Origin of the sequence: Rhodococcus sp. 5A-K4, assembly GCF_046097995.1 — a bacterium.
In the GTDB taxonomy this organism is placed as follows: Bacteria; Actinomycetota; Actinomycetes; order Mycobacteriales; family Mycobacteriaceae; genus Rhodococcus_F; species Rhodococcus_F erythropolis.
Genome location: NZ_JBJURM010000015.1, coordinates 1 through 25,504 on the forward strand (window position 1 = coordinate 1; position 25,504 = coordinate 25,504).

The 25,504-nt window shown below is 64.1% G+C and carries 25 protein-coding genes; 10 read left to right on the forward strand and 15 right to left on the reverse strand.

Features of this window, described 5'->3' with window-relative positions; translation table 11 throughout:
• The first annotated feature begins 72 nt into the window (after nucleotides 1–72).
• Entirely contained in the window at nucleotides 73–498 is a 426-nt protein-coding gene (locus ACKAMS_RS19565) for a limonene-1,2-epoxide hydrolase family protein (protein ID WP_019744587.1), read from the forward strand.
• Between the two features lie 30 nt (nucleotides 499–528).
• Nucleotides 529–933 (forward strand): carboxymuconolactone decarboxylase family protein, encoded by a 405-nt coding sequence (locus ACKAMS_RS19570; RefSeq protein WP_019744588.1) that lies wholly within the window; start codon nucleotides 529–531, stop codon nucleotides 931–933.
• A gap of 60 nt (nucleotides 934–993) precedes the next feature.
• Here the strand turns inward: ACKAMS_RS19570 and ACKAMS_RS19575 are convergent, their stop codons facing one another.
• The 5 genes from ACKAMS_RS19575 to ACKAMS_RS19595 form a co-directional block, all read right to left on the reverse strand.
• Nucleotides 994–2,361 (reverse strand): PhoH family protein, encoded by a 1,368-nt coding sequence (locus tag ACKAMS_RS19575; protein ID WP_003945274.1) that lies wholly within the window; start codon nucleotides 2,359–2,361, stop codon nucleotides 994–996.
• Between the two features lie 275 nt (nucleotides 2,362–2,636).
• Nucleotides 2,637–3,353, reverse strand: a complete 717-nt coding sequence (locus tag ACKAMS_RS19580) for a LuxR family transcriptional regulator (RefSeq protein WP_029255852.1) — start codon at nucleotides 3,351–3,353, stop codon at nucleotides 2,637–2,639.
• Between the two features lie 26 nt (nucleotides 3,354–3,379).
• Nucleotides 3,380–4,813 (reverse strand): amidase, encoded by a 1,434-nt coding sequence (locus tag ACKAMS_RS19585; protein WP_019744590.1) that lies wholly within the window; start codon nucleotides 4,811–4,813, stop codon nucleotides 3,380–3,382.
• A 152-nt stretch (nucleotides 4,814–4,965) separates the two neighbouring features.
• On the reverse strand, nucleotides 4,966–6,273 hold the full coding sequence (glyA, locus tag ACKAMS_RS19590; protein ID WP_003945195.1) for a serine hydroxymethyltransferase: 1,308 nt from the start codon (nucleotides 6,271–6,273) through the stop codon (nucleotides 4,966–4,968).
• 76 nt (nucleotides 6,274–6,349) lie between these two features.
• Complete coding sequence (locus ACKAMS_RS19595) at nucleotides 6,350–7,546, reverse strand: hypothetical protein (protein ID WP_020970259.1); 1,197 nt, start codon at nucleotides 7,544–7,546, stop codon at nucleotides 6,350–6,352.
• A 172-nt stretch (nucleotides 7,547–7,718) separates the two neighbouring features.
• Here ACKAMS_RS19595 and coaA point away from each other — a divergent pair, with 172 nt between their 5' ends.
• On the forward strand, nucleotides 7,719–8,651 hold the full coding sequence (coaA, locus tag ACKAMS_RS19600; RefSeq protein WP_003945270.1) for a type I pantothenate kinase: 933 nt from the start codon (nucleotides 7,719–7,721) through the stop codon (nucleotides 8,649–8,651).
• A gap of 6 nt (nucleotides 8,652–8,657) precedes the next feature.
• Here the strand turns inward: coaA and ACKAMS_RS19605 are convergent, their stop codons facing one another.
• Entirely contained in the window at nucleotides 8,658–9,425 is a 768-nt protein-coding gene (locus tag ACKAMS_RS19605) for an isoprenyl transferase (RefSeq protein ID WP_003945211.1), read from the reverse strand.
• Between the two features lie 172 nt (nucleotides 9,426–9,597).
• On the opposite strand from ACKAMS_RS19605, the gene trhA reads away from it, so the two are divergent.
• The gene (gene trhA, locus ACKAMS_RS19610; RefSeq protein WP_020970260.1) at nucleotides 9,598–10,266 is read left to right on the forward strand and encodes a PAQR family membrane homeostasis protein TrhA; all 669 of its coding nucleotides are present in this window, start codon (nucleotides 9,598–9,600) and stop codon (nucleotides 10,264–10,266) included.
• On the opposite strand, the gene ACKAMS_RS19615 is transcribed toward trhA, so the two are convergent.
• Genes ACKAMS_RS19615 through mca form a run of 3 tightly spaced genes read right to left on the reverse strand, consistent with a single transcriptional unit; the run spans nucleotide 10,233 to nucleotide 13,469 of the window.
• A complete protein-coding gene (locus tag ACKAMS_RS19615) occupies nucleotides 10,233–12,260 on the reverse strand; it encodes a thioredoxin domain-containing protein (RefSeq protein ID WP_408989406.1) in 2,028 nt (675 codons plus the stop codon). The genes trhA and ACKAMS_RS19615 overlap by 34 nt on opposite strands.
• A gap of 19 nt (nucleotides 12,261–12,279) precedes the next feature.
• A complete protein-coding gene (locus tag ACKAMS_RS19620; protein ID WP_007726381.1) occupies nucleotides 12,280–12,594 on the reverse strand; it encodes a hypothetical protein in 315 nt (104 codons plus the stop codon).
• Entirely contained in the window at nucleotides 12,591–13,469 is an 879-nt protein-coding gene (gene mca, locus ACKAMS_RS19625) for a mycothiol conjugate amidase Mca (RefSeq protein ID WP_020908526.1), read from the reverse strand. The genes ACKAMS_RS19620 and mca overlap by 4 nt, the downstream gene beginning before the upstream one ends.
• Before the next feature lie 303 nt (nucleotides 13,470–13,772).
• On the opposite strand from mca, the gene ACKAMS_RS19630 reads away from it, so the two are divergent.
• Nucleotides 13,773–14,198, forward strand: a complete 426-nt coding sequence (locus ACKAMS_RS19630; protein ID WP_021345049.1) for a DUF4307 domain-containing protein — start codon at nucleotides 13,773–13,775, stop codon at nucleotides 14,196–14,198.
• A gap of 227 nt (nucleotides 14,199–14,425) precedes the next feature.
• Complete coding sequence (gene greA, locus ACKAMS_RS19635; RefSeq protein WP_007726385.1) at nucleotides 14,426–14,920, forward strand: transcription elongation factor GreA; 495 nt, start codon at nucleotides 14,426–14,428, stop codon at nucleotides 14,918–14,920.
• Nucleotides 14,921–15,006: 86 nt separating this feature from the next.
• Here greA and ACKAMS_RS19640 read toward each other — a convergent pair whose 3' ends face one another.
• Nucleotides 15,007–16,107: an NlpC/P60 family protein gene (locus tag ACKAMS_RS19640; RefSeq protein ID WP_408989407.1), complete on the reverse strand. Its 1,101-nt coding sequence runs from the start codon at nucleotides 16,105–16,107 to the stop codon at nucleotides 15,007–15,009.
• A 205-nt stretch (nucleotides 16,108–16,312) separates the two neighbouring features.
• On the opposite strand from ACKAMS_RS19640, the gene ACKAMS_RS19645 reads away from it, so the two are divergent.
• Both ACKAMS_RS19645 and ACKAMS_RS19650 read left to right on the forward strand, forming a co-directional pair.
• On the forward strand, nucleotides 16,313–16,558 hold the full coding sequence (locus ACKAMS_RS19645) for a hypothetical protein (RefSeq protein ID WP_153211881.1): 246 nt from the start codon (nucleotides 16,313–16,315) through the stop codon (nucleotides 16,556–16,558).
• Entirely contained in the window at nucleotides 16,555–17,349 is a 795-nt protein-coding gene (locus tag ACKAMS_RS19650) for an FAD:protein FMN transferase (protein WP_408989408.1), read from the forward strand. The genes ACKAMS_RS19645 and ACKAMS_RS19650 overlap by 4 nt, the downstream gene beginning before the upstream one ends.
• A gap of 6 nt (nucleotides 17,350–17,355) precedes the next feature.
• Here the strand turns inward: ACKAMS_RS19650 and ilvA are convergent, their stop codons facing one another.
• The 3 genes from ilvA to ACKAMS_RS19665 all read right to left on the reverse strand — a co-directional run bounded on the left by ilvA (nucleotide 17,356) and on the right by ACKAMS_RS19665 (nucleotide 21,257).
• Nucleotides 17,356–18,519, reverse strand: a complete 1,164-nt coding sequence (gene ilvA / locus ACKAMS_RS19655; RefSeq protein ID WP_223257899.1) for a threonine ammonia-lyase — start codon at nucleotides 18,517–18,519, stop codon at nucleotides 17,356–17,358.
• A gap of 135 nt (nucleotides 18,520–18,654) precedes the next feature.
• Nucleotides 18,655–19,827: a cystathionine gamma-synthase gene (locus tag ACKAMS_RS19660; RefSeq protein WP_003943272.1), complete on the reverse strand. Its 1,173-nt coding sequence runs from the start codon at nucleotides 19,825–19,827 to the stop codon at nucleotides 18,655–18,657.
• A 44-nt stretch (nucleotides 19,828–19,871) separates the two neighbouring features.
• A complete protein-coding gene (locus ACKAMS_RS19665) occupies nucleotides 19,872–21,257 on the reverse strand; it encodes a cystathionine beta-synthase (RefSeq protein WP_003943292.1) in 1,386 nt (461 codons plus the stop codon).
• A gap of 71 nt (nucleotides 21,258–21,328) precedes the next feature.
• Between ACKAMS_RS19665 and ACKAMS_RS19670 the strand changes: the two genes are divergently transcribed.
• Nucleotides 21,329–22,300 (forward strand): SGNH/GDSL hydrolase family protein, encoded by a 972-nt coding sequence (locus ACKAMS_RS19670; protein ID WP_408989409.1) that lies wholly within the window; start codon nucleotides 21,329–21,331, stop codon nucleotides 22,298–22,300.
• Between the two features lie 121 nt (nucleotides 22,301–22,421).
• A complete protein-coding gene (locus tag ACKAMS_RS19675) occupies nucleotides 22,422–23,639 on the forward strand; it encodes an acetyl-CoA C-acetyltransferase (RefSeq protein ID WP_019744600.1) in 1,218 nt (405 codons plus the stop codon).
• Nucleotides 23,640–23,705: 66 nt separating this feature from the next.
• On the opposite strand, the gene ACKAMS_RS19680 is transcribed toward ACKAMS_RS19675, so the two are convergent.
• Entirely contained in the window at nucleotides 23,706–24,461 is a 756-nt protein-coding gene (locus ACKAMS_RS19680) for an enoyl-CoA hydratase/isomerase family protein (RefSeq protein ID WP_408989410.1), read from the reverse strand.
• 120 nt (nucleotides 24,462–24,581) lie between these two features.
• A complete protein-coding gene (locus ACKAMS_RS19685) occupies nucleotides 24,582–25,433 on the reverse strand; it encodes a Bax inhibitor-1/YccA family protein (protein WP_007728810.1) in 852 nt (283 codons plus the stop codon).
• Between the last annotated feature and the right edge of the window lie 71 nt (nucleotides 25,434–25,504).

Here is a 25,504-nt window from a genome sequence, read left to right on the forward strand (position 1 = left end):
CGCAGCTCCCAGGGGCTCTCCGATCTTACGAATGACCGGATCAAACCCGCACCTAAGAAAGTAGGACACCCCATGAGTAGTTCGACAGCCACGGTGAACGCAATGTTCGCGGCCCTCACCGATTTCGACGTGGACGCAGCAGCCGAATTGATGACAGACGACATCGTCTGGCAGAACGTCTCGCTCCCCACACTGCGAGGCAAGAAGACCGTCGTGCGAGCGCTTCGTCTGGTCACCAAGCCTTCACTGAAATTCGAGGCCGAGATGCACCACATCGTCGGCGACGAGTCCACGGTGCTCACCGAACGCACCGACATCCTGACCGTCGGGCCGCTGCGCATCGAATTCTGGGTGTGCGGAACTTTCGAACTGCGCGACGGCAAGGTCTCCGTCTGGCGTGACTACTTCAGTCTGCGAGACGTCGCGTGGGGTGTGGTGACCGCGGTCGGCCGTGCAGTCGTCGGGAGCGGGACACGAAGTAGGCTTGCTCCGGCCTGAAATCACCTGCCGAAAGCGAGCGAACCTGCCATGCCCGAGAACACCACGCCTGACTCCTTCGACGCCGGCTTGGCTGTGCGCACCGAAGTCATGGGGGCCGATTTTGTCGACGCCGCCTTCGAGCGCACCCGCGGCACCGACAGCGAAGAACTGCAGAACTTCGTGACGGCCAACGTCTGGGGTTCGGTATGGACGCGTCCCGGACTCGATCGCCGCAGCCGCAGTCTGATCAATCTGGGGATGCTGATCGCGCTGCGCGCGGAGAACGAACTCAAAGGCCACGTACGCGGAGCACTACGAAACGGCTTGACGCGCACCGAGATCGTCGAAACCGTGATCCACGCGAGCGCGTACTGCGGCGCGCCGGCGGGGCTGGCGGCAATGCGTGTGGTGCAGGAAGTTCTCGACAACGAACTCGGACCGCTGCAAAACTGAACTACTGAAAACCCAAGAATCTCCCCGTGCAGACCGAAGTCCGCACGGGGAGATCGCTTCTCAGGAAGTAGGGCCGAACTCCTCGAGCATGTCGGTCACCAACTCGGCGATCGGCGACCGCTCACTGCGCGTGAGTGTGATGTGCGCAAAAAGCGGGTGCCCCTTGAGCTTCTCGATGACGGCCGCAACTCCGTCGTGCCTGCCCACTCGCAGGTTGTCACGCTGCGCGACGTCGTGCGTGAGAACCACCCGCGAGCCGGTTCCCAGACGAGAAAGCACTGTCAGCAGAACATTTCGTTCGAGTGACTGCGCTTCGTCGACGATCACGAACGAATCGTGCAGCGACCGACCGCGAATGTGCGTCAGCGGCAGCACTTCCAGCATTCCGCGGGCGAGAACCTCTTCGAGAACCTCCGGCGAAGCCAACCCGTCGAGAGTGTCGAAAACGGCCTGAGCCCACGGGCCCATCTTCTCGCTCTCACTACCGGGAAGGTAGCCGAGTTCTTGTCCGCCAACGGCATACAGCGGACGGAAGACGACGACCTTGCGCTGGGTGCGGCGCTCGAGAACGGCTTCCAAACCTGCTGTCAGAGCCAAGGCCGACTTACCGGTGCCTGCCTTGCCGCCGAGAGAGATGATGCCGATGCTCTCGTCCATGAGGAGATCGAGCGCAATGCGCTGCTCGGCAGAGCGGCCGTGCAGTCCGAACGCCTCACGCTCACCGCGCACCAACTGGATGCGCTTGTCGGGAGTCACCCGACCGAGGGCGCTCGACGAACCACCGAGCAGACGAAGACCCGTGTGACACGGCAGATCTCGCGCTTCGTCAAGGTCCAGGAAACCCTCGTTGAACAGCTCGTCGATGTCCGTCGAGGCGACGTCCAGCTCGGTCATGCCCGTCCATCCGGATGGCACGACGTCGTGAGCGTGGTACTCGTCGGCAGGTAGTCCCACCGCGCCTGCCTTCACACGAAGCGGAATGTCCTTACTGACGAGGACTACGTCCTTGCCCTCCGCCGCAAGGTTCAGCGCGCACGCCAGAATCCTCGAATCGTTACTGTCCGTGCGGAATCCGACGGGTAAGACCGCAGGGTCGGTGTGATTGAGTTCGACCTGCAGTGTCCCGTTCTCGGTGCCGATCGGTACCGGACGGTCGAGGCGGCTGTATTCGATCCGGAGATCGTCGAGCATGCGGAGCGATTCTCGGGCGAACCATCCCAGTTCGTGGTGGTGTCGCTTGCCTTCGAGTTCGCTGATCACGACCAGTGGCAGTACCACGTGGTGTTCGGCAAATCGAGTGACAGCCCATGGATCGGACAGTAGTACCGAGGTATCCAAGACGTACGTGCGAAGTGCATCTCCCGAATGATTCCCGGCTGATAGATCAGCCCGGGCCGAGTGGGCAGAGACGGAGCGTGATGCAGTCACGTTGGGCTCCTAGGTCTGCGCGGCACCCGCGCAAACTCAGCTCGCTGGGCCGGACGGCTCTGGTGTCAGGTGACGCTGTGTCAGCTGAAACAAGGGCCGGGCGCCGGCCCTCTCGTACTGAGTGTTTCAGTCACGATCAGAACCTCCCGCACAAGTAACTTCTGGTTACTCGTTACTGCCGACGGTACTGCGGATCGGACACTCGCGCCACGGAACGAGCCGCACATCTGGTGAACGCCAGGTAACAAAATGCCACTCGTGTGATTCAGCGTCACTCAGGACTCGATCAGACCCCACTTCGCGGCGCGCACCGCTGCCTGAACCCGCGAATTGGTTCCGGTCTTGACGAAGATGTTCTCGAGGTGGGTGGCGACGGTGCGACGGCTGACGAACAACTCCTCGGCGATCTCGACATTGCCCGCGCCCCTGGCCACCAATTGCAGTACCTGGATCTCCCGTGGGCTCAGATGGACACGATCGAGCGCCACCTGGTCCCCCACGACGCGCGAGCAGGCCGCGCTGGACGCCGCCACCACCTCGCGCACGCGATCGACGACGCCGGAATCCGCGAAGCTCATGTGCAGCAATCCGGTCACCTCACGGCCGGAGAACCCCAATGCGACCGACGCGCCCTCGGCGTACCCGGACGGCCGCAGAACATCGGTAACCATCTCGACCTGCTCGAATCGTGGCACGTCCTGCCAGAACACTGGCACGCCCGAAGCCTCGCGAATGATGCCGAAGAGATTGCGATCGGCGACGAAGTCGTCGAGCAGGAACTCGAGCACCCTGGCGTCGTATCCGGAACTCGCCAGAGCCCGATGCCGTCCGCTCGACGGGTCTCGGTACGTGACCGCCGCAGCCGAGTACGCGAGTCCACGTGTGCGGAGTTCTTCGGCGCACAGGCCGAGAATGCCGTACGCCCCGGCCGCCGGCGATCGCGGCGCGAACATGTCAGGTCCAGCGCCGCGATCAGGCAGTACAGACGTCATCACACCAATCTAGCCAATCGTGTGAGCTAGGCCACCACCAGTGAATCGGCCGGCTTCCTGTCCGCCCACGGACGCACCGCTTCGAAGTTCGCGGCAGTCCGCAGAACCAGTGCGTCCTGGCGGTGGCGTGCGGCGATCTGCAGCCCCACCGGTCGACCGTCGGCGGTGAATCCGGCTGGCACGGTGATCGCGGGGTTGTTGAGCATGTTGTACGGGTAGGTGAAGAGCCAATCGAGCAACTGCTCACGCAACGACGCACCTTCGAGCCACGACGGCGCGAACTGACTGAGCGGGAACGTGGCCGAAGCCAAGGTCGGCGAGACCAACACGTCGTAGTCGTTCATGAACGTGGTCCACGTGTCCCACATGACGCCGCGGAATGCGTCGGCCCGCCCCACGTCGACACCGGTGAGCCGCTCGGCCTCGTGCATGATCTCGATCAGGTTGTCGTCGACCTCGCCGCGCTGGTTCTCCCAGTCGAGCAAGTCGTATTCGGAAGCGAAACCGGGAACCCAGATGCCGTTCCACATCGACTCCGACGGATTTCCCCACTGCGGGGTGGCCTCGGTGATCTGGGCACCCAATTCCTCGAATGCCGCCAGCGCGTCGAGGCACACCGCCAGCACCTCCGGATCAACATGGCCGAGGCCGAGATTCGTCGACCACGCGACGCGAAGCCCCTTCACGTCACCCTTCGCCGCTTCGACGTACGAGGTCTCCGCACGCTCGATCGAGAGCGGATCCGCATTGTCCGGCCCGGCCATGATGTCGAGCATCAGCGCGTTGTCGGCGACGGTCCTGGTGATCGGACCGTGGTACGCCCAGTTGTAGAAGCGCCCGGCCAGGATGGTCTGAGGAATCACGCCGGTGGTCGGTTTGAGCCCGACGACCCCGCAGAGCGCCGACGGGATACGCACCGATCCGGCGCCGTCACTGCCCTCGGCAAGTGGCCCGAGGCCTGCAGCCACAGCAGCCGACGCACCGCCACTGGACCCGCCCGCGCTGTTGCCGAGCTTCCACGGGTTGTGCGTCGGCCCGTACAGGTGGTTGTCCGTGCCACCGTAGTAACCGCTTTCGGGAGTGTTCGTCTTTCCCAGGAACAGTCCGCCGGCGCCGCGCAGCCTGTCCACGACGACGGCATTTCCCGTCGCGATGTTGTCGGCCATCGGCTTCATCCCGAACGTGGTCGGCAGCCCGTCGACTGCCGTCAGATCTTTGATCGTGAATGGAACGCCGTGCAGCGGGCCGAGTTTCTCGCCCGATTCCTGTTGCCGTGAGAGTTCGGCCGCGTCGCGCGTGACCTGCTCGCGATCGAACTGCACTATCGCGTTGATCGACGGATTGACGGCGTCGACGCGCTGGATCATCGCTTCGGCAATCTCGTTGGGCGAGAGACTGTTCGACGCGACCGACGCCGCCATCTCGGTAGCGGAGAGCCAATGCAGATTCTGTTCGGTCATGGGGTTTCCTTCGCCGGAGGGGTGATGCTCTCAGGCTAGGAAGCGCCGAACTCGGCCACCATCGGTCATGTGACCGATGCCACAATCCGCGACTGGCAAAAAACCAGCGGCCCGGCCCCTCGAAAGGGACCGGGCCGTCGGTGAAGGAATACCTAGACGTTCTTGCTGAGCAGGCCCCAGTTCTCGAGACCGTCGTACAGCGGAAGGTCGAGGGCGAGCTTGGCGACGCGCGCACGCAGCGCCGGCAGATCCGCGTTGCCGGCCAGAGCGGTACCGATGATGTCGGCGACCTCGGTGAACTCGGCATCGCCGAATCCGCGGGTGGCCAACGCTGCGGTACCGATACGCAGACCGGAGGTGGTCATCGGCGGGCGGGGATCGAACGGAACAGCGTTGCGGTTGACCGTGATGCCGATTTCGTGCAGAAGGTCCTCACCCTGCTGGCCGTCGAGCTGCGAGTTACGCAGGTCCACGAGAACGAGGTGGACGTCTGTGCCGCCGGTCAGGACACTGATGCCCTGGTCTGCGACGTCCTTGTTGCCCAGACGCTCGGCAAGGATGCGCGCACCGGAAAGGGTGCGTGCCTGACGATCCTTGAACTCTTCACCGGCAGCGATCTTGAAGGTGACTGCCTTGGCCGCGATGGCGTGCATGAGCGGTCCACCCTGCTGACCCGGGAAGACAGCGGAGTTGAGCTTCTTGGCCCACTCCTTCTTCGCCAGGATCAGGCCGGAACGCGGTCCACCGAGTGTCTTGTGGACGGTCGAGGAGACGACATCCGCGTACGGGACGGGCGACGGGTGCAGGCCTGCGGCAACCAGTCCGGCGAAGTGAGCCATGTCCACCCACAGGTACGCCCCGACCTCGTCGGCGATCGCACGGAACGCCGCGAAGTCCTGCTGACGCGGGTACGCGGACCAACCGGCAACGATGACCTTCGGCTTCTCGGCGAGGGCGATCGAGCGCACCTCGTCCATGTCGATGCGGTGATCTTCCTTGCTGACGCCGTAGGACGCGACGTCGTACAACTTGCCGGAGAAGTTCAGCTTCATGCCGTGCGTGAGGTGACCACCGTGTGCAAGGTCGAGGCCGAGCAGCTTCTCACCCGGGTTCATCAGTGCCATCAGAACAGCAGCGTTGGCCTGTGCGCCCGAGTGCGGCTGAACATTCGCGAACTCTGCACCGAAGAGTTCCTTCGCACGGTTGCGCGCCAGATCCTCGATGACGTCGACGTGCTCGCAACCGCCGTAGTAACGACGTCCCGGGTAGCCCTCGGCGTACTTGTTGGTCAGGACGCTGCCCTGAGCCTGCAGAACCGAGCGGGGAACGAAGTTCTCCGACGCGATCATCTCGAGCGTGTCGCGCTGACGAGCCAATTCACCAGCCATCGCCTCGGCGACTTCGGGGTCGAGTTCGGCGAGTGATGCAGAGTTGACGTCGGAGCCGGGCACAGCGGTCATCGAGGAATCTCCAAGCTGGATGCGGAAACGAATGCGTCCAGTCTACGAAGTTCGCTCCCGCCGTCTCCACCCGGCACTAGGCAGCACGCAGAGAGCTGGGGACCAGCGGCTCGTCGAGCAGCCTGCGGAAGCGTTCGGTGCGCTCTGCGCCCACCGGCACCTCGTCCAGCCAGCCCCCGAGCAGCCGGTATCCCTCGACATACGTGCTGGTGTACGCCCGCCACAGCGGTGAAGACAGGAACTTGAGCGATTGGCGAGCGCGTTCCGGCGTCGACAGCGACCACCGTTCGAGGAACAGTGCCACGTCGTCGAGGCTGCGCCCCTCGTCGTGCAACATCAGAGCGGCATCCTGACGAACACTCAGCAGTTGCCCCGACGCGGCGGAGAGCCGTTGCGCCTTTTCCCCGTCGAAAGACAAGCCGAGATCGGCGTAGATGTCCTGCGCCCACAAGCCCCACTCCGGACCGACGATCGCTTCCAGCGCCAGATCTGCAAGGCCTTCGGCCATGATGCACTGCGGCGTGTTGACCAGGAACAGTGTCTGCTCGAGCTGACCCGAACCGACCAGACCGGCTTCCTTACGGCAATGCTCGGTGTGATGGCCGGGGTAGGACTCGTGCGCGATCAGCCGCGGCAGGTTGGCCATGAACTGCGGCAGATCCGAATTGATCGCAACCTTGGAGCGGTAGTCACCAAGGTAGTAGTTGAAGCCGGACCACGGCTTGTCCCCCACCACTTCGTATTCGACGGTTTCCGACGCCGGAAGCCCGAACGTGCCGCGGACCAGATCGCGCAGCGCACTCGACATTGCCTCGACGCACTCGTTCAGTCTCGCCGCGGGGATCTCGTCGGCCTTGCGATGCGCCTGCACTCGCTGTGCCAGCGGTCCCGGACCGGGCAGAACTTCACCCATCAACCGGTGCGCGTCGCTGTAGGCGTCCTCGTTTCCCTTTTCGATTCGTACGTCGAAGTACGCCTCCACCTCGTCCACGAAGCCGATGTCCTCACCCGCGAACTTGCGCCCGGAGCATTCCAGGGCGCGAAGGTGAACGTCGATGAAGTGAGCGCGCTCGGCATTCAGACCACTTCCGGCCAGCTCGCCCCGCAATTCACGTGCCGTGCGGGCAAGTTCACGCGGATCGGGCTTCGGGGCGCTCTCGATCTGCTTACGCAGCGCGGGGTCACCGGTGAACGCGTCGACGAACCCGTCTTCGAGACGGTCGAAACCCAGTCCGAGCAGCAGATATTGGCGAACAAGTGTGTCTGGATCCATAACGACCGAGCCTAGCCGCTCGCTCCGGAATGCCACCCGGCGAAAGTCCCGGACGTGGCACCGAGCACAATCCGACTATGCACTCGGATCGTGCGCACACGCGCCTGGCTTGCTCGCATAGCTGTTTCGTCCGCCGGGCCCCGGGTTCACTACATGCCGGTGAGCTGGGCTGATGGCGCGCACCAACGAATCGAGTCCCTACGTCGAGTTCGACCGCAAGCAGTGGCGGACACTGCGTAAGTCGACGCCGCTGGTGTTGACCGAGGACGAGTTGTACGGCCTGCGTGGTCTCGGCGAGCAGATCGATCTCGAAGAAGTTGCCGAGGTTTATCTCCCCCTCGCACGTCTGATCCACCTGCAGGTGGCGGCACGCCAACGGCTGTTCGCGGCCACCGCGACGTTCCTCGGTGAGAAGCATCCCGACCGTCAGGTGCCCTTCGTCATCGGTGTCGCCGGTTCGGTCGCGGTCGGAAAATCCACGACTGCTCGTGTGCTGCAAGCTCTCCTGGCCCGCTGGGACCACCATCCACGCGTCGACCTCGTCACCACGGACGGATTCCTCTATCCGACCAGGGAACTCCAGCGTCGGGGCATCATGCACCGCAAGGGTTTTCCCGAAAGTTACGATCGCCGCAAGCTGTTGCGCTTCGTCACCGAAGTCAAGTCCGGGGCGGAAGAGGTAGCGGCGCCGGTCTATTCGCATACGTCGTACGACATCATCCCGGGCCAGTACCACCTGATCCGCCAGCCTGACATCCTCATCATCGAGGGCCTCAACGTCCTGCAGACCGGCCCGCGTCTGATGGTCTCCGATCTGTTCGACTTCTCGATCTACGTCGACGCCCGTATCGAGGACATCGAAGCCTGGTACATCCAGCGGTTCCTCGCGCTACGCAACACGTCGTTCGCCGATCCGAACGCTCACTTTCACCACTACTCCGGCCTCTCCGACCGTGACGCGACCATCGCGGCGAAGGAGATCTGGAACTCGATCAATCACCCGAACCTGGTGGAGAACATTCTCCCCACCCGCCCCCGCGCAACCCTGGTACTGCGCAAGGACGCCGATCACACGATCAACCGGCTGCGCCTGCGCAAGCTCTGAGACGGCTCAGGCGCCGAACCGGCGGTGGCGCGCCGCGTAGTCACGCAAGGCTCGAAGAAAGTCGACTCGACGGAACTCGGGCCAGTACGCCTCGGTGAACCAGATCTCCGAATAAGCGCTCTGCCACAACAGGAATCCGGAGAGCCGCTGCTCGCCGGAGGTGCGGATCACCAGATCCGGATCGGGCTGTCCCGACGTGTACAAATGACCGTCGATGCCGTCGACTGTGACAGCCTGGATCAGTTCGTCTCCGCTCAGACCCGCACCGATCTTGTCACGCAGGAGCGATTGGACGGCGTCGGCGATCTCCTGACGTCCGCCGTATCCGATCGCGACGTTGACATGTGTCCCGGTTCGGCCACTGGTCCCCGCCGCCGCTTCCCGCAAGCGCCTGGACTGCTCGGGGGGCAGAAGATCGAGAGCACCGACGATCTGCACACTCCAGTTCTTGCCGGGCCCGGAGATCTCTTCGACGACGTCGGTGATGATCTCGAGGAGCGTGTCGAGTTCTTCCGGCTCGCGGCGCAGGTTCTCGGTCGAGAGCAGGTAGATGGTTGCCATCTCGATTCCGGCGGCGTCGCACCACTCGAGCAATTCGGCAATTTTGAGCGCGCCCATGCGGTGCCCGTGACTGACATCGGTGAAGCCGTTCTCGCGAGCCCATCGCCGGTTTCCGTCACACATCACGGCTACGTGCCGTGGGTGCGCGAGACCGTCGAGATGACTGAGGAGCCGTCGCTCGTAGATGCTGTACAGCAGTCCGCGCAGATTCACCGTGACATCACCATGGTGTCAAAGACTACGCCCGGCAGTGACAGCCACATGCGAGCGCCGTCACGCTTTTTGTACGCGTCGAAAACCCGCAGGTAGGTTATGCTACTGGTGCGTAACCTACGGTACCGTAGGTTACGCAGTTCGCAACAGCATGGAACGAGAGGGGTTGCACATGACGGCATTCGGGCTCGACGAGCTTCCGGTCAAACCACGCATGCGCGGTTGGATCCATCTGTGGGCGCTCGGTGTCTCCGTCGTCGCGGGCATCGTTCTCGTCTCCGTAGCCGGCGCTCAGGTGGGCGCCAAGGCGGCTTGGGCAACCGCGATCTACAGCATCACGATCTGCGGCCTCTTCGGCATCAGCGCGACGTATCACCGCATCCAGTGGCAGACCGTCAAGGGCCGTACGTGGATGAAGCGTGCTGACCATTCGATGATCTTTCTCTTCATCGCCGGCAGCTACACACCGTTCGCCATGCTCGGCCTTCCCACCCACACCGGCAAGATCATTCTTGCGATCGTGTGGGCAGGTGCACTGGCCGGCGTTGCCCTCAAGATGCTCTGGCCCACCGCGCCGAAATGGGTGGGGGTACCGCTCTACCTTCTCCTCGGCTGGGCGATCGTTCCCGTGGTCGGTGAACTGACACACCAGGTCGGTGTGGCGCCGATGGTGCTGCTGCTCGTCGGCGGAATCTTCTACAGCGTCGGCGCAATTCTGTACGCGACAAAATGGCCCAACCCGTGGCCGACGACGTTCGGGCATCACGAGTTCTTCCACGCTGCCACTGTCATTGCAGCGATCTGCCACTACATCGCGGTATGGCTCGTCGTGTTCAACTGATTCGCCAGTTCCACCACCGTCGTCACCGGCCGATCACACACGAATCCCCGACAGATGTACGCGGCTTCACCGTCGTCGACAAGGGGGCGATCTGCAAGCAGCGGTGAAGAATCCGGCGCTCCGCCGACAACCACTGCACCACCCGGGGCAAGCCGCCGGGCATCGGCCAACAGCGAACCTTCCCCGACGACGGCAACCTGTATCGGACCACGCAACGACGCTTCCGCCACTGTGAGCCAGTGTCCCGCCGACCGAGGCGCACGCTCGAGCGGCAGCGTGGCCCTCGCCAACGCGTCCGCCGCGGCCTGGGCGTAACGAGAGGATCGACCGGCATCGGTCAACGCCGCCGCGGTCAACAGAGCCTCCGCGACGCTCGACGCACCGGACGGCGTCGCGCCGTCCAACGGGTCTCGGGGCCGTGTGACGAGGGACTCCGCGAAATCGGCCGTGTCGAACCAGCTTCCCGGCTCGGCCGGATCGGCGAAGTGGTCGAGCGTGACGTCGAGCAACTGCTGCGCCGCATCGAGCCACCGCGCGAATCCCGTTGCCTGGTAGAGAGCCAGGAGGCCGGTGGCCAACATTGCGTAATCCTCGAGCACTGCCGTCGGGGTGCCGACAGCCCCGCCGAGGGAAGCGCGACGCAAATGACCGTCCACCAGGTGAAGGTCGAGAAGAGCGCCAGCGCACTCGGCGGCCGCCGCGATACAGTCGGGTCGGTCCAGGGCAAGTCCCGCTTCCGTCAAAGCCGTGACGGTCAACCCGTTCCAGGCCGTCACCACTTTGTCGTCGCGGCCAGGCTGTGGACGCTGAGCCCGGGCGGCACGGAGAGCGTCGGAGACCGTCTGCCAGCGCGACCAGTCGTCGGGGTCACGGAGCAATTGCAATACCGACGCACCCTCTTCGAAGGTTCCGGTATCGGTGACCCGGAACAAGTCCGCCGCCCACTGCCCGTCCTCCGCACCGAGTACCTCGACCAGCTGCGTCGGCGTCCATACGTACGTGAGGCCTTCGACGCCGTCGGTGTCGGCATCGAGAGCCGAAGCGAAGCAACCGTTCTCGGTCAGCAGATCGGAGAGCAAAAATCCTGCGGTCTCCCTGGCTACGCGGGTGGCCAGGTCCGATCCGGTTCGCCGCGCCAAGTGCGCGTAGAACCGCAGGAGCAACGCATTGTCGTAGAGCATCTTCTCGAAGTGCGGAACCACCCACTCGGCATCGACCGAGTAGCGCGAGAATCCCCCGCCCAACTGGTCGTAGATACCGCCGCGTGCCATTGCTTCGGCGGTGCGCTCGATACCGCCGAGGATCTCGCCCGAACCCGTTCGCTCGAACTGTCGGAGCAGCCCCTCCAGTAGTGCCGACGGTGGAAACTTCGGTGCCCCACCGAATCCCCCGCGCGGGATGTCCTCGTCACCGAGGATCGATCGACCCGCCGCGTTCAGCAGTTCGGCGTCGATAGGCGCTCCGCCGTACGGAATTCCGCCAGACGCGCGCTGAAGTTCCGTGACGATCGACTGCGCCGCGTTGTCGACCTCGTCGCGCCGATTCGTGAAGGTGTCGACTATCGCTTCGAGAAGCTGTGTGAACGACGGCATTCCGCCGCGAGGCGTCGGCGGGTAATACGTGCCGCAGTAGAACGGTGAACCGTCGGGAGTCAGAAAACAGGTCATGGGCCAGCCGCCCTGACCGGTCATCGCGACCGTCGCATTCATGTAGACGGCGTCGATGTCGGGACGTTCTTCGCGGTCCACCTTCACACAGACGAAGTTCGCGTTCATGACGGCCGCGATCTCGTCGTTCTCGAACGACTCGTGCGCCATGACGTGGCACCAGTGGCACGCCGAGTATCCGATCGAGAGAAGGATCGGCACGTTGCGCTCGCGCGCCCACTCCATCGCCTCTTCGCCCCACTGTTGCCAGTGGACCGGATTGTCGGCGTGCTGACGCAGGTAGGGGCTCGAGGACCCACCCAGGTTGTTCCGCAGCCGTGGGTCCATCGTCGCTACCTCGTTCGTCTCAGGATTCTTGCTTCGGCTTCTTCTCGGTAGAGACGTTCGGTTCCGCCGGGCTCGGAGCTGTGATCGCTCCCCGGTCGGTGCCTTCGTCTGCCTGCTGATCGAGTTCGGGATGATCCGGTTCGAACGTTTCCGGCAGCTTCTTGAGCTGGCGGTTCATCGACCGGACCAAGAGGATCACACCGATGAGCAGCGCAAGAATCACCAGCAGGCCGACCGGAGACGACTTTCCGAACTCCGGGCCGGATGGGTTACTCGGGGTCTGAGCAAGAAATTGTGTGGTGCCGAGAACTACCTCGGCGGACAGAGCATTCACTTCTGAGCGTCCTCTTCGAGACCTGCGAACAGGTCGGTTTCCGGAATGGACGTGGTGACCCGCGTCTTGGCGAGCTCGAATTCCTCGGTGGGCCAGATCTTCTGCTGAATATCGAGCGGCACAGCGAAGAACGAACCGTTGGGATCGATCTGCGTCGCGTGCGCACGCAGAGCGTCGTCGCGCTGGGGAAAGTAGTCGCCGCACGTGACCTGAGTGGTCACCCGAACCATCATGTCGCCGCGCTCGGTCTTCCACTTCTTGAGCCAGTCCGCCATCGGGAACGGCTCACCGCGACGCTCGTACTCCTCCTGGAAGAGTTCGAGGCGCTTACGGATGAATCCGTGCGAGTAGTAGACCTTCTTGATTTCCCACGGCTGACCGTCCTCGGGGAAGTACTCGGGATCGGCAGCGGCCTCGTAGGCAGCCATCGACACCTCGTGGCACCGGATGTGGTCCGGGTGCGGGTATCCGCCGTTCTCGTCGTACGTCGTGACGACGTGGGGACGGAACTCGCGAATCACCTTGACCAGAGCGCGCGTCGACTCTTCGAGCGGAACGAGGGCGAAGCACCCTTCGGGCAGCGGCGGAAGAGGATCACCCTCGGGGAGCCCGGAATCGACGAAACCGAGCCAGCGCTGCTTCACGCCCAGGATGCGAGCGGCCTCGGCCATCTCCTCCTGGCGAACTTCGCTGATTCGATCGCGGACACCGGGAACGTCCATGGCCGGGTTGAGAATGTCGCCACGCTCACCCCCGGTGAGCGTCAGGACCATCACTTCGTGGCCTTCGGCTGCATAACGGGCGGTGGTGGCCGCACCCTTGCTCGACTCGTCGTCGGGATGGGCATGGACGGCCATGAGCCGGAATCCGCTCACGTGTTCGTTCACCTCAACTTCACCTGTAGCCGTTGCCGGCAGTTCACTTGTAGCCGTCACCGGCAGTTCACCTGTAGCCGTCACCGGCAGTCTTCGAGTCACACGCTGTGCACCGCTCGGATTACTCCGGGTGGTTGCCGTCAAACGTACCGACTGCCGACAAACCTACCGACGGCGCGACGGGACACGTCCTCTATAGTTCCACCCGAGAGTTCCTGGCGCAGCCGTGACCCCTTCGGTAATTCGGCGGGACACAGTCAGTTGCTGCACGACACGTGAACTCGAGTCTTCGAGAGCAGAGTGATGAGCAAACCGCTTCCCCAAGATCGGTACCCGAGCACAACTCGCACGAGCAGTCCCCGCAAGTGGATGGTGTGGGCTCTGACCGCACTCGTCATCGTCGTAGGCGGCGGAATCGCGTACTACGCGTACGGAAAATTTGCGGTCAAGGAAATCGAGACCGAGACCATCTCGTTCGACATCGCCAACGACTCCACGGTGAAGATTCGCTTCACCGTCACACGCGACGACTCGTCACGTGACGCGATGTGCATCGTGCGCGCTCGCTCGAAGGACGGATCCGAAACCGGACGACGTGAGGTCTACGTCCCGTCCTCCGAGCATCAGACCCTCGAGTTCAACACCGAGGTCAAGACGTCCCAGCCGCCAGGCATGGCCGACGTCTACGGCTGCAGCTTCGACGTTCCGGAGTACCTGACCAAGAGCTGACCTCGGAACGCATCCACCCTGCCGGACGTTTGGCGCCGGACAGGGCGGGTAGTCATGCGTGATAGAATTGCCCGATACACGGTTCCGGGTGGAACCGTGTATTGCTGCATTGACGCAAGGTTTGACGGCAAGGTTGCATCCCTGGTGGTGCTTCCGAGTCGTTGTTCGCTGCTGTTGCAGCGATCGTCGAGGGAGCCCCCGGCTCCGACTACTAGGGAGTGATCGAGATGACCGAGACCCAGGTGACCTGGCTTACCCAGGAATCACATGACAGGCTCAAGAACGAACTCGACCAGCTCATCGCCAATCGCCCGGTCATCGCCGCCGAGATCAACGAGCGTCGCGAAGAGGGTGACCTGAAAGAGAACGGCGGCTACCACGCTGCCCGCGAAGAGCAGGGTCAGCAGGAAGCCCGCATTCGCCAGCTCCAGGAGCTGCTGAACAGCGCAAAGGTCGGCGAGGCCCCCACTCAGTCCGGTGTTGCACTGCCCGGATCCGTAGTCAAGGTCTACTACGACGGCGACGAGAGTGACACCGAGACGTTCCTCATCGCTACCCGCGAAGAAGGCGCACGTGACGCCAAGCTCGAGGTCTACTCCCCGAACTCACCGCTGGGCGGCGCGCTGCTCGAAGCCAAGGTCGGCGACACGCGTGAGTACAACCTGCCCAACGGCAGCACCATGAAGGTCACGCTGCTGAGCGCGGAGCCTTACCACAGCTGATCGGCTGTACCAGCTCTGAAAAGAAGCGCCACCCGACTCGGTCGGGTGGCGCTTCTTGCTCTGTCGGCGTTGCAGTTCCGGCCCACTCACACCACGCGGCGAGCCTTCATGCCGGCGAAGATCGGGCCGACCTTCACCACGTCACCGAATGTGGGTGCGTGAAGCATCTGTCCGTTCCCGACATAGATCGCCACATGGCCGGGACCGCCTGCCTGCCAGTTGCCGAACAACAGGTCACCGGGCTGCGCCTGATCCAGCGGGACCTCGACGCCGACGCCCCACTGTGTCTCCGAGGTCCGGGGCAGAGTCACTCCGGTGGCCGCGTGGATCGCGTACGACGTCAGACCCGAGCAGTCGAACCCGCCCATCGAGGGCCCGTTGATGTTTCCGCCGCCCCACACGTACGGCAATCCGAGAAACTTCAGACCGGCCTCGACGACGCCGCCAACGGCAGCGGCGAGGTTGTTGTAGTCGAAGGGGGCGAGCATCAGAGCGAACGAGTCCTGCAACGATTTGATCTGTGCGACAAACGGAGCGGCGACCGCCTGCTCCGCGGGAACCTCGCCCGCCTTGTCGGCGGGGACGCCGCCCGCTTCGCGAATTGCGTCCGGCCCGACGTCGTAGGCAGCGAGCGCGAGGTCGACGGTATCGCCCTCGACCTCACCGGACTTCTGCCAGGACTGCGCTTGCTTCACGAGATCGCACAACCGGTATCCGGTTGTCATCACCGGATCGGCAACGCCCAGGATGTCCATCTTTCCGTCGCCGTCACCGTCCTTGCCGTATGCCGTCCACGCTGCGGTGGTGAAGCGGCCAGGCCCGCGCCCACCTTCCGGTGAGATGTCGGTATCGGGTCCGTACTTGAATCCGTTCTCGACCGAGTACAGCGAAGCGATCACCGCGGGCGTGATCTCCGAGCACAGAGCACCGGCCTTCTTGATCCACGGCGCGAACACCGCCACCGCTCCAACGGGCGCCAATGTCGCTCCCGGAAAGTTGGAGGGTACGGAAGGCACGATTCCCTCAGGTGTGTCCTGAGTTCGTGCCGGTCCGTTCCAGGCTGCAAGTGAGACTGCAGCATTCGAAGACTCGTTCTTCTCGACTTGTGCGGGCGCTCCGAGAGTTCCACTCATCACGCCCAGTGCGGTGCCGATCGACACAGCGATCGCCAGGACACCGACTGCCATCCGAACCTCCGATAAACCTCTGAAAATCTACGTACGTGGTCGTACCCGAAACTTGTCGGTGCGAACATCTACCCTTTCGAACATGCATTCGACACGGCTCAGTCTCGCGACTCCTGTAACCAATGTCTCATTTATCTCGGTGGGCGTTACGCAAATGACTACAGACACCAAGGCTTTTCTCAGGTTCGGCGTGCAAGCTGAGTGCATGAGCGACGATCGGCCACGACCCGCCCGGGGACGCACTACGGTGTATCGACCCGTTCGCCTCGCCCTCGCAGCCACGGCTGTGGCGGGAGCACTCGCAAGCGGCGGACTTTCACTCGTTTCTTCTCCCACTGCCACGGCACTCGCGCCGGACACCTCGGCTTCTCACACCAAGAATCCCGTAGCGAAGCGGCCCGTCGTGGTCGCCGGATTCGGAACCCCGGACGCCGTCTCCAACGGTTCGTGAGCACTCCGCGCTCGGCCTCCGAGTGGCTCACGTGGGGTGTGCAGGCCCGGGTTGTCGTCACCGACCCTGAGGTCCTTCCCTCCGCGGCCAGCCTGGTGCGCGGGTACCTCACCGCTGCCGACGCTGCCACCAATCGAGATCGTGCCGACTCCGAGATTCGTACCTATGTCAGCGCCGCGAGCAACGTCGACGGCGTCGCCGTGACCCCGATGTTCGCGCACTTCCTCGAAGACGCGTTGGCTGTCGCACGACTGACCGACGGCAAACTCACGCCGACGGCCGGGTCGGCAGACCCTCACTCCTGGTGGAAGATTCGCGTCGAGAACAACCGCGTGTACAGCCCGGACGACGTCGTTCTCGATCTGTCCGCGACGGCCCGCGCCAGTTCAGCGGACCACTGCGCGGCATCGACCGCCACGCTTCTCGGGTGCGGAGTACTGGTCGGCCTCGGCGGGAACATCGCGGTTGCCGGCCCGGCGCCGGAAGACGGCTGGCAGATTCAGGTTCAAGACCTGCCCGGCGACCCGACGTGCCAGGTAGCGCTTCCTTCCGACTGCGGGATCGCCACAGCCAGCACCGTCAAACCACTACACCGCGAATCGACGGCGACGCCGATGTGGCGCACGGTGTCGGTGATTGCATCTTCCTGCGCCCAGGCCGCCGCATTCAGTCGGGTTGCGGTCGGCATGGGCGGTTCGGCCATCGACTGGCTACATCAACTCGACGTACCCGCCAGGCTGGTCGACCAGGAGTACCGCGTAACGGTTCTGGGCGGCTGGCCTGACGAGTAAGTCGCGTCAGTTCTGAAGTCGTACGGCGTAGCCGGCACGGTCGAAGGCGGTGAGAAGTTCCGCCTTGTTGTCCGGACCCCTCGTCTCGACGGTGAGGAAGACTTCCACTTCGTCGAGCGCGAGTTCGCCACCGGTACGGGAATGGATGACGTCGACCACGCTGGCGCCGTTCGCTCGAACCACTTCGAGCAACGAGACCAGTGCGCCCGGCCGATCGTCGATGGTGATGTGAACGCCGAGGAACCGTCCGGCCGCTCGCAGACCGTGCGAGATGACGTGCGTGAGCAGTAGCGGATCGATGTTGCCGCCGGAAAGCACGGCGCACACCGGCCCTGTCAGTCCCAGCTCCTCCGGAGAGCAGGTCATCAAGGCCGCAACGGCCGCAACGCCGGCCGGTTCGACGATGAGCTTGGCGCGTTCGAGGCACAGCAGGAGCGCTTTGGACAGCGCTTCCTCGCTGACCGTCACCACGGCATCGACATGGGCGGCAACTTCGGCGAACGGAACCTCGCCCGGGCAGCCAACGGCGATACCGTCTGCCATCGTGGACATCGACGCCAAGGCGGTCGGCTTCCCGGCTGCCAACGACGCCGGCCAGGCAGCCGCGGTCTCGGCCTGCACTCCGACGATGCGGACCTGCGGGCGTACAGCTTTGACTGCTGCGGCCACTCCGGCGATCAACCCGCCGCCGCCGGTGGGGACGAGGATAGTGCCGACCTCAGGCAGTTGCTCGAGGATTTCGAGCCCCACAGTCCCCTGCCCCGCCACGACGTCCTCGTGGTCGAAGGGGTGGACCAGAACTGCTCCCGTCCGGTCCGCGAATTCGCGAGCGGCCACGAGCGCTTCGTCGACAGTCGAACCGTGCAGGTGGACCTGAGCTCCATATGCCTTGGTGGCCACCAACTTCGGCAGCGGCGCACCCGTCGGCATGAAGACGGTCGACTTGATTCCCAGTTCTGTTGCAGACCAGGCAACTCCCTGCGCATGGTTACCGGCACTGGCCGCCACCACGCCCGCTGCCCGTTCCTCTGCGGAAAGATTGGCAATGCGGTTGTACGCACCGCGCGGTTTGAAAGAGCCGGTGCGCTGCAGGTTTTCACATTTCAAGCTCACGGCGAAGCCGGTGGTTTCGGACAACACTCGCGAGGCCACGACCGGGGTGCGTCGCATGACCGGGGCGAGCAGTTGCTGTGCAGCCTTTATCTGTTCGAGATTCACGCATGCCTCCAGAAAGTGCGCCTCCACACCCTCGTGAGGTGTGAAGGCGCACTGCAGATTCGAAGTCGAATTACTGTAGAGCGAAGATCAGGACAGCGCTTGCTCGATGTCGCCGACCAGATCGGAGGCGTCTTCGATGCCGACCGACAGGCGAACCAGATCGTCGGGAACCTCGAGAGCGGAACCGGCCGTCGAGGCGTGGGTCATCGCGCCGGGGAACTCGATGAGGGATTCGACGCCGCCGAGAGATTCTGCCAGCGTGAAGATCTCGGTGCGCGAGCACAGGTCGAGAGCTGCCGCCTTGCCGCCCTTGAGGCGGACTGAGATCATGCCGCCGAAGCGTCGCATCTGCTTGGCCGCGACCTTGTGCGACGGATGCGAAGCCAGGCCCGGGTAGATGACGCCGGCAACCGCGGGGTGGCCGTCGAGCAATTCGACGACCTTCTCCGCGTTGTCACTGTGACGCTCCATGCGCAGCGCCAGTGTCTTGATTCCGCGCAACGTCAGGAACGCGTCGAACGGGCCGGGAACGCCGCCGGATCCGTTCTGCAGGAAGGCAAACGCGGTGTCCAGTTCTTCGTCGTTGCAGACGAGAGCGCCACCGACCACGTCGGAGTGTCCGCCGATGTACTTGGTCGTGGAGTGCAGCGCGATGTCGGCACCGAGCTGCAGCGGCTGCTGCAGGTACGGCGACGCGAAGGTGTTGTCCACCACGATCTTTGCGTTGCCCTCGTGGGCGACCTCGGCAAGGAGCTCGATGTCACCGATATTGAGCAGCGGGTTCGTGGGCGTCTCGACCCAGACCAGCTTGGTGTTGGACTTCATCGCCGCGCGCACCGCATCGACGTCGGACACCGGAGCCGGGGTGTACTCGATCCCCCACTGCGTGAACACCTTGTCGATGAGACGGAAGGTTCCGCCGTACGCGTCGTCAGGGATGACCAGGTGATCGCCCGGTCGAAGTACCGAACGGAGCAGGCAGTCGGTGGCCGCCATTCCCGAACTGAACGCTCGGCCGTAGGTTCCGGATTCGAGCGCGGCAAGGTTCGCCTCGAGCGGGCGACGGGTGGGGTTGCCCGTTCGCGCGTACTCGAAGCCACTGCGCATTCCACCGACGCCGTCTTGGGCGAAGGTGGAACTTGCGTAGATCGGCACGTTGACCGCACCGGTCAGCGGATCGGGTTCGTAACCCGCATGCACCGCTTTCGTGGAGAAACCCTGCCAGCTGATGTTGTCGGCCTTGCTGCGTTGCTCACTCATGGTCCCCAGCCTAATGGCGCCGGCACCGGCGCAGGAATCCGTACTCAGGAATCCGAACTCAGGAAACCCAGGAGATCGTGGCGCGTGATGACACCGACCGGCTTGCCGTCGTCGACGACCATGAGTGCGTCGGTGTCACCGAGCGCCTTCGTGGCAGCCGAGACCGGCTCGCCGGAACCGATGAGCGGGAACGGCTTGCTCATGTGCTTCTCGACGGAATCCGCAAGGTGCGCTCGGCCTTCGAATACCGCGCTCAGCAGATCTCGCTCGGACACGCTTCCGGCGACCTCGCCTGCCATGACCGGCGGTTCCGCACCGACGACGGGCATCTGGGACACGCCGTACTCGCGCAGGATCTCGATCGCGTCGCGCAGAGTCTCCGACGGGTGAGTGTGAACGAGGTCCGGCAGCTCGCCCGACTTCCCGCGCAGGACGTCGCCGACGGTGGGGACGTTGGTCTTGCCGTCGAGTGGGGTGCGCAGGAATCCGTACGACGCCATCCACTGATCGTTGAAGATCTTGGACAGGTAGCCGCGGCCGCCGTCCGGGAGGAGGACGACGATCAGAGCGTCGGGGCCTTCGCGCTTGGCTACTTCGAGGGCAGCGACGACTGCCATACCGCAGGAACCGCCGACCAGCAGTCCCTCTTCGCGGGCGAGGCGACGCGTCATCTCGAAGGAATCGGCATCCGAGACGGCGATGATCTCGTCCGGGATGGACGGGTCGTATGCCGACGGCCAGAAGTCTTCGCCGACGCCTTCGACCAGGTACGGGCGACCGGTGCCGCCGGAGTAGACGGAGCCTTCGGGGTCTGCGCCGATGACCTTGACCTTGCCGCCCGAAACTTCCTTGAGGTAGCGGCCGGTGCCGGTGATGGTGCCGCCGGTGCCGACGCCCGCGACGAAGTGCGTGATCTTGCCGTCGGTGTCGGCCCAGATCTCGGGACCGGTGGTCTCGTAGTGGCTCTCCGGTCCGCCCGGGTTGGAGTACTGGTTGGGCTTCCAGGCGCCGGGGATCTCACGGGTGAGACGGTCGGAGACGCTGTAGTAGCTGTTCGGGTTGTCCGGTGCGACGGCCGTGGGGCACACGACCACCTCGGCGCCGTAGGCACGCAGGACGTTGCGCTTGTCTTCGCTGACCTTGTCGGGGCAGACGAAAACGCACTTGTATCCACGCTTTTGCGCCACGAGTGCCAAGCCGATTCCGGTGTTGCCCGAAGTCGGCTCGACGATGGTGCCGCCGGGCTTCAGTTCACCCGAAGCCTCGGCTGCGTCGATCATCTTGACGGCGATGCGGTCCTTGGAGCTACCGCCAGGGTTGAGGTATTCGACCTTGGCTGCCACCGTGCCGAAGTTTTCGCCCGTGACGGACGTGAGCTTGACGAGTGGGGTGTTGCCGATGAGGTCGACGACGTGTTCCGCGATGCGCATTCGTCCATGTTCCCAGATGAAAGAAAACGGTGCGCGCGGACGTCGGGCGAAGGTGGTGCAATCCGGCTAGATTGGCAAGTGTGAGTCGAACCGGACTGAAAGCGTCGGTGGCCACGGTGGTGGCCGGATCGAGTGCAGGCACGCTCTCCTGGTTGGGCTACAACTATCTGATGTCGCAGGCGGGGGCGGCCCGTGGGGTGATCGGTCGCAATATCGCCAAGCCACCCGAGGCGGACGGGGTGTACGCACCCGGCGCCGACAACCCGGAACTCTGGTGGCGGGCCGTGCCCTTCGATCTCCACTTGATGATCTTCGGCGATTCGTCGGCGGCCGGCGTCGGCGCGCTGACGGCGTCGGAAGTTCCGGGTGTGCAGGTCGCGAAGCTACTTTCGAGTGAAACCGGGAAGCGAATCCGTTTGAGCACCAAGGCCATCGGCGGCGCCACCTCACGCGGGTTGAGTGGGCAGGTCGACGCCATGTTCGTCGCCGGCCCTCCCCCGGATGCTGCCGTGATCCTGATCGGCGCCAACGACGTCACGGCGAAGAACGCAATTCATGCTTCGGCAAAACGCCTCGGCGACGCGGTACGACGGCTACGCGAGAGTGGCGCCGTCGTTGTTGTCGGCACCTGCCCGGATCTGGGGGTGGTCACGGCTATCCCACAACCACTGCGCTCCGTGGTGCGTGAATGGGGTCATCGTCTCGCGCTCGCCCAGGCGTCCGCGACCAGAAACGCCGGGGGTCATCCCGTTCCACTAGCCGACCTGCTGGCCAAGGAATTCCTGGCCTCGCCCGACACGATGTTCTCGGCTGATCGTTTCCACCCGTCGGCGGCCGGCTACGAACTCGCGGCGAAGCAGATCGTCCCGGTTCTCGCGTCGGCTCTGGGTGAGTGGCAGGGTGGCCCGCTACCCGAACTCCCCCATGTCTCGGAGGCGGCGCAAGCTCGCACCGTCGCGGCCCGACTGACGGCAGCGGCAACCCAGTGGAAAGCCTTCGCGAGACGCACCAAACCCGCAGTTCAGCGCCCCGACGTCAACTGAGTGAGACTGCGTGACCACCATCTGGGAGCGGCAACGTAAATTGTAAGTCGAAGCTGCATTCAACTTGCCCTGCTCGACGGCGTTTCAAGCCGCCCACGAGCAGTACACAAAAGGAGTTTTCATGCCCGAGGCAGTAATCGTCTCAGCAGTACGGTCGCCCATCGGCCGCGCAATGAAGGGTTCGCTCAAGGACATCCGCCCGGATGACCTCGCAACTCAGATGGTTGCCGCCGCGTTGGCAAAGATCCCCGAGCTCGACCCCACCGAGATCGACGACCTCATGCTCGGTTGCGGCCAGCCCGCCGGCCAGTCGGGCTTCAACATCGCCCGCGTCGTCGCCGTTCAGCTCGGCTACGACTTCCTCCCCGGTGTGACGGTCAACCGTTACTGTTCCTCCTCGCTGCAGACCACCCGGATGGCATTGCACGCCATCCGCGCAGGCGAGGGCGACGTCTTCATCTCCGCCGGCGTCGAGTCCGTCTCCAGTTTCATCACGGGCAACGCCGACGGCCTACCCAACACCAAGAACCCGCTCTTCGACGCAGCGCAGGCTCGTAGCGCCAAGCTCGCCGAGGGTGGAGTCGCCTGGACCGATCCTCGCGAAGAAGGCCTGATCCCCGACGTGTACCTGGGCATGGGCCAGACCGCCGAGAACGTCGCTTCGGCCACCGGCATCACCCGCGAAGACCAGGACCGCTGGGCAGTTCGCAGCCAGAACCGCGCCGAGGAAGCCATCGCTCGCGGCTTCTTCGAGCGTGAAATCACGCCCGTCACCCTCGCCGACGGCACCGTCGTCTCCAAGGACGACGGCCCCCGCGCCGGCACCACCTACGAGGGCATCAGCGGCCTCAAGCCCGTCTTCCGCCCCGACGGCACCGTCACCGCCGGCAACGCCTGCCCGCTCAACGACGGCGCAGCCGCACTGGTGATCATGTCCGACACCAAGGCGAAGGCACTCGGCCTGACCCCGCTCGCTCGCATCGTCTCCACCGGCGTCTCGGGCCTGTCCCCCGAGATCATGGGCCTCGGCCCGATCCAGGCCGTCAAGAACGCCCTGAAGATCGCCGGCAAGTCGATCTCCGACATCGACCTGTTCGAGATCAACGAGGCATTCGCCGTGCAGGTCCTCGGATCCGCTCGCGAACTGGGCATCGAAGAGGACAAGCTCAACATCTCCGGTGGCGCGATCGCCCTGGGTCACCCCTTCGGTATGACCGGTGCCCGCATCACCAACACCCTGATCAACAACCTGCAGGAGCAGGACAAGACCTTCGGCGTCGAGACCATGTGTGTCGGCGGCGGACAGGGCATGGCAATGGTGATCGAGCGCCTCAGCTGATCCCCTGAGCACGTAGAAAGCGGCCGCCCGGCTTCTGCCGGGCGGCCGCTTTCGTGTGGTCGTGTTTCAGGTAGTCGTGAATTTCCGAGCAAAACTCCCCAACTCGCGAATCAACGCTCGTGCAGCGTCGTCCTCACGCTGCACAGCGGCGCGGGCTTCGTCGGCCCAACCGTGGCGGAGCAGTCGCTTGGCGGCAAGGACTGCCGGTCCGATGTTGGCGGCAATCTGCTCGGCACTCTCGCGGGCACGTGCCTGTACCTGGTCGGCCGGTACGGCGGCTGTCGCCAGTCCGTAGGCGGCAGCTTCGACGCCGCTGAGCCACCGGGCCGACAGGATCAGCTCGGCGGCTCGCTGCGTTCCGATCACCTTGGGCAGCAACCAACTACTGGCAGCTTCGGGAGCTGTACCCAGCGACGTGAACGGTGCCCGCAGGCGTGCGTTCTCGGCAACGTAGACGACGTCACAGTAGAGCAGCATGGTCAGGCCGATGCCGACGGCAGCGCCGTGCACCGCGGCGATCAATGGCTTCGGGAACTCCACCAGCGCAACGATCAGCGGCGCGAATGCATTGCCGAAGTCTGAATTGTCGGTGCCTGGTTCGGCGAGTGCGCGTAGGTCGACGCCACTGGAAAATGCCTTGCCTGCGCCCTCGACGATCACCACGGCCACGGCTTCGTCCGACGCCGCGTCGTCAAGCGCCTTGGTCAACGCTCGAAAGCCGGCCGCATCGAAAGCGTTCAGGCGGCCCGGATTGTTGAAGGTCAGCGTTCGCACTGCTCCGACGTCCGCCACCAGCACGGGTTCGGTGGTGTTTGTCGACATTCGCTCCCCTTCGCTCCAAACCAAGCAGTTGCTAGGCATCCAAGCACCGTAACCGCCCACAGACGACAAAAGAAGGGCCCCGAGTGGGGCCCTTCTTCGTGTTACGGAACGACTCGAGAACTAGTCGTTGTTGAAGTAGCTCAGCAGACGCAGGATCTCGACGTACAGCCAGACCAGGGTGACGGTGAGGCCGAATGCGACGCCCCAGGCTGCCTTCTCCGGGGCCTGTGCGCGGATCAGCTGATCAGCGGCGTCGAAGTCGAGCAGGAAGCTGAAGGCTGCGATGCCGATGCAGACGAGGCTGAAGATGATGGCGAGCGTTCCGCCGTCACGCAGTCCCAGTCCGCCGTCGACGAAGAAGCTTGCGACGAGGTTACCGAGGGCCAGAACGACAACGCCGATCAACGCGCCGATGATCATTCGCGTCAGACGCGGTGTCACCCGAATCGCGCCGGTCTTGTAAACAACGAGCATGCCGAAGAACACGCCGAAGGTTCCGAGGACTGCCTGCGCGATCAGTGCCGATCCGCCGACGCCACCGAATTGAATATCGGTGAACATGAACGACAGCGCACCGAGGAACAGACCTTCGGCGACGGCGTACGCCAACACGATTGCCGGGTTGTCCATCTTGCGACCGAACGTCGCGACCAGAACCAGAACGAGGCCGACGAGACCGCCGCCGATGACCAGCGGGGCTGCAAGGTCGGCGTTGTTGTTGACCAGGAAGTACGACACCAGTGCCGAGATCGTCAGCACACCGAGCGTGATGCCCGTCTTGGTGACGACGTCGTCGATCGTCATGGCCCGCGAGGTGGGACCGGTCTGGTACGGCTCGGCCGGAGCGTACTGCGGCTGACCGAACTGCTGGGTTGCCTGCGAGGCGCCCGCCGTCGCAGATCCGAACGAGGCGTATCCGTTGCCCTCTTGCTTGGGCAGATTGCGGAACACCGGGTTGCTGGTGGTGCGCACCGTGATCATCCCTTCATCGTGGTGGCCTACGACGGGTGCGTCGCGGGTTCGCCGTACGGATCCGAGTTTCC

Coding starts and splice junctions, on each gene's coding strand:
- ACKAMS_RS19675 (WP_019744600.1), top strand. CDS start 22,422: ATGCCCGAGGCAGTAATCGTCTCAGCAGTACGGTCGCCCATCGGCCGC.
- trhA (WP_020970260.1), top strand. CDS start 9,598: ATGACGGCATTCGGGCTCGACGAGCTTCCGGTCAAACCACGCATGCGC.
- ACKAMS_RS19680 (WP_408989410.1), bottom strand. CDS start 24,461: ATGTCGACAAACACCACCGAACCCGTGCTGGTGGCGGACGTCGGAGCA.
- ACKAMS_RS19640 (WP_408989407.1), bottom strand. CDS start 16,107: ATGGCAGTCGGTGTCCTGGCGATCGCTGTGTCGATCGGCACCGCACTG.
- ACKAMS_RS19665 (WP_003943292.1), bottom strand. CDS start 21,257: ATGCGCATCGCGGAACACGTCGTCGACCTCATCGGCAACACCCCACTC.
- ilvA (WP_223257899.1), bottom strand. CDS start 18,519: ATGCGACGCACCCCGGTCGTGGCCTCGCGAGTGTTGTCCGAAACCACC.
- glyA (WP_003945195.1), bottom strand. CDS start 6,273: ATGACCGCTGTGCCCGGCTCCGACGTCAACTCTGCATCACTCGCCGAA.
- ACKAMS_RS19630 (WP_021345049.1), top strand. CDS start 13,773: ATGAGCAAACCGCTTCCCCAAGATCGGTACCCGAGCACAACTCGCACG.
- greA (WP_007726385.1), top strand. CDS start 14,426: ATGACCGAGACCCAGGTGACCTGGCTTACCCAGGAATCACATGACAGG.
- ACKAMS_RS19595 (WP_020970259.1), bottom strand. CDS start 7,546: ATGGATCCAGACACACTTGTTCGCCAATATCTGCTGCTCGGACTGGGT.
- ACKAMS_RS19565 (WP_019744587.1), top strand. CDS start 73: ATGAGTAGTTCGACAGCCACGGTGAACGCAATGTTCGCGGCCCTCACC.
- ACKAMS_RS19580 (WP_029255852.1), bottom strand. CDS start 3,353: ATGACGTCTGTACTGCCTGATCGCGGCGCTGGACCTGACATGTTCGCG.
- ACKAMS_RS19585 (WP_019744590.1), bottom strand. CDS start 4,813: ATGACCGAACAGAATCTGCATTGGCTCTCCGCTACCGAGATGGCGGCG.
- ACKAMS_RS19660 (WP_003943272.1), bottom strand. CDS start 19,827: ATGAGTGAGCAACGCAGCAAGGCCGACAACATCAGCTGGCAGGGTTTC.
- ACKAMS_RS19615 (WP_408989406.1), bottom strand. CDS start 12,260: ATGGACCCACGGCTGCGGAACAACCTGGGTGGGTCCTCGAGCCCCTAC.
- coaA (WP_003945270.1), top strand. CDS start 7,719: ATGGCGCGCACCAACGAATCGAGTCCCTACGTCGAGTTCGACCGCAAG.
- ACKAMS_RS19570 (WP_019744588.1), top strand. CDS start 529: ATGCCCGAGAACACCACGCCTGACTCCTTCGACGCCGGCTTGGCTGTG.
- ACKAMS_RS19645 (WP_153211881.1), top strand. CDS start 16,313: ATGAGCGACGATCGGCCACGACCCGCCCGGGGACGCACTACGGTGTAT.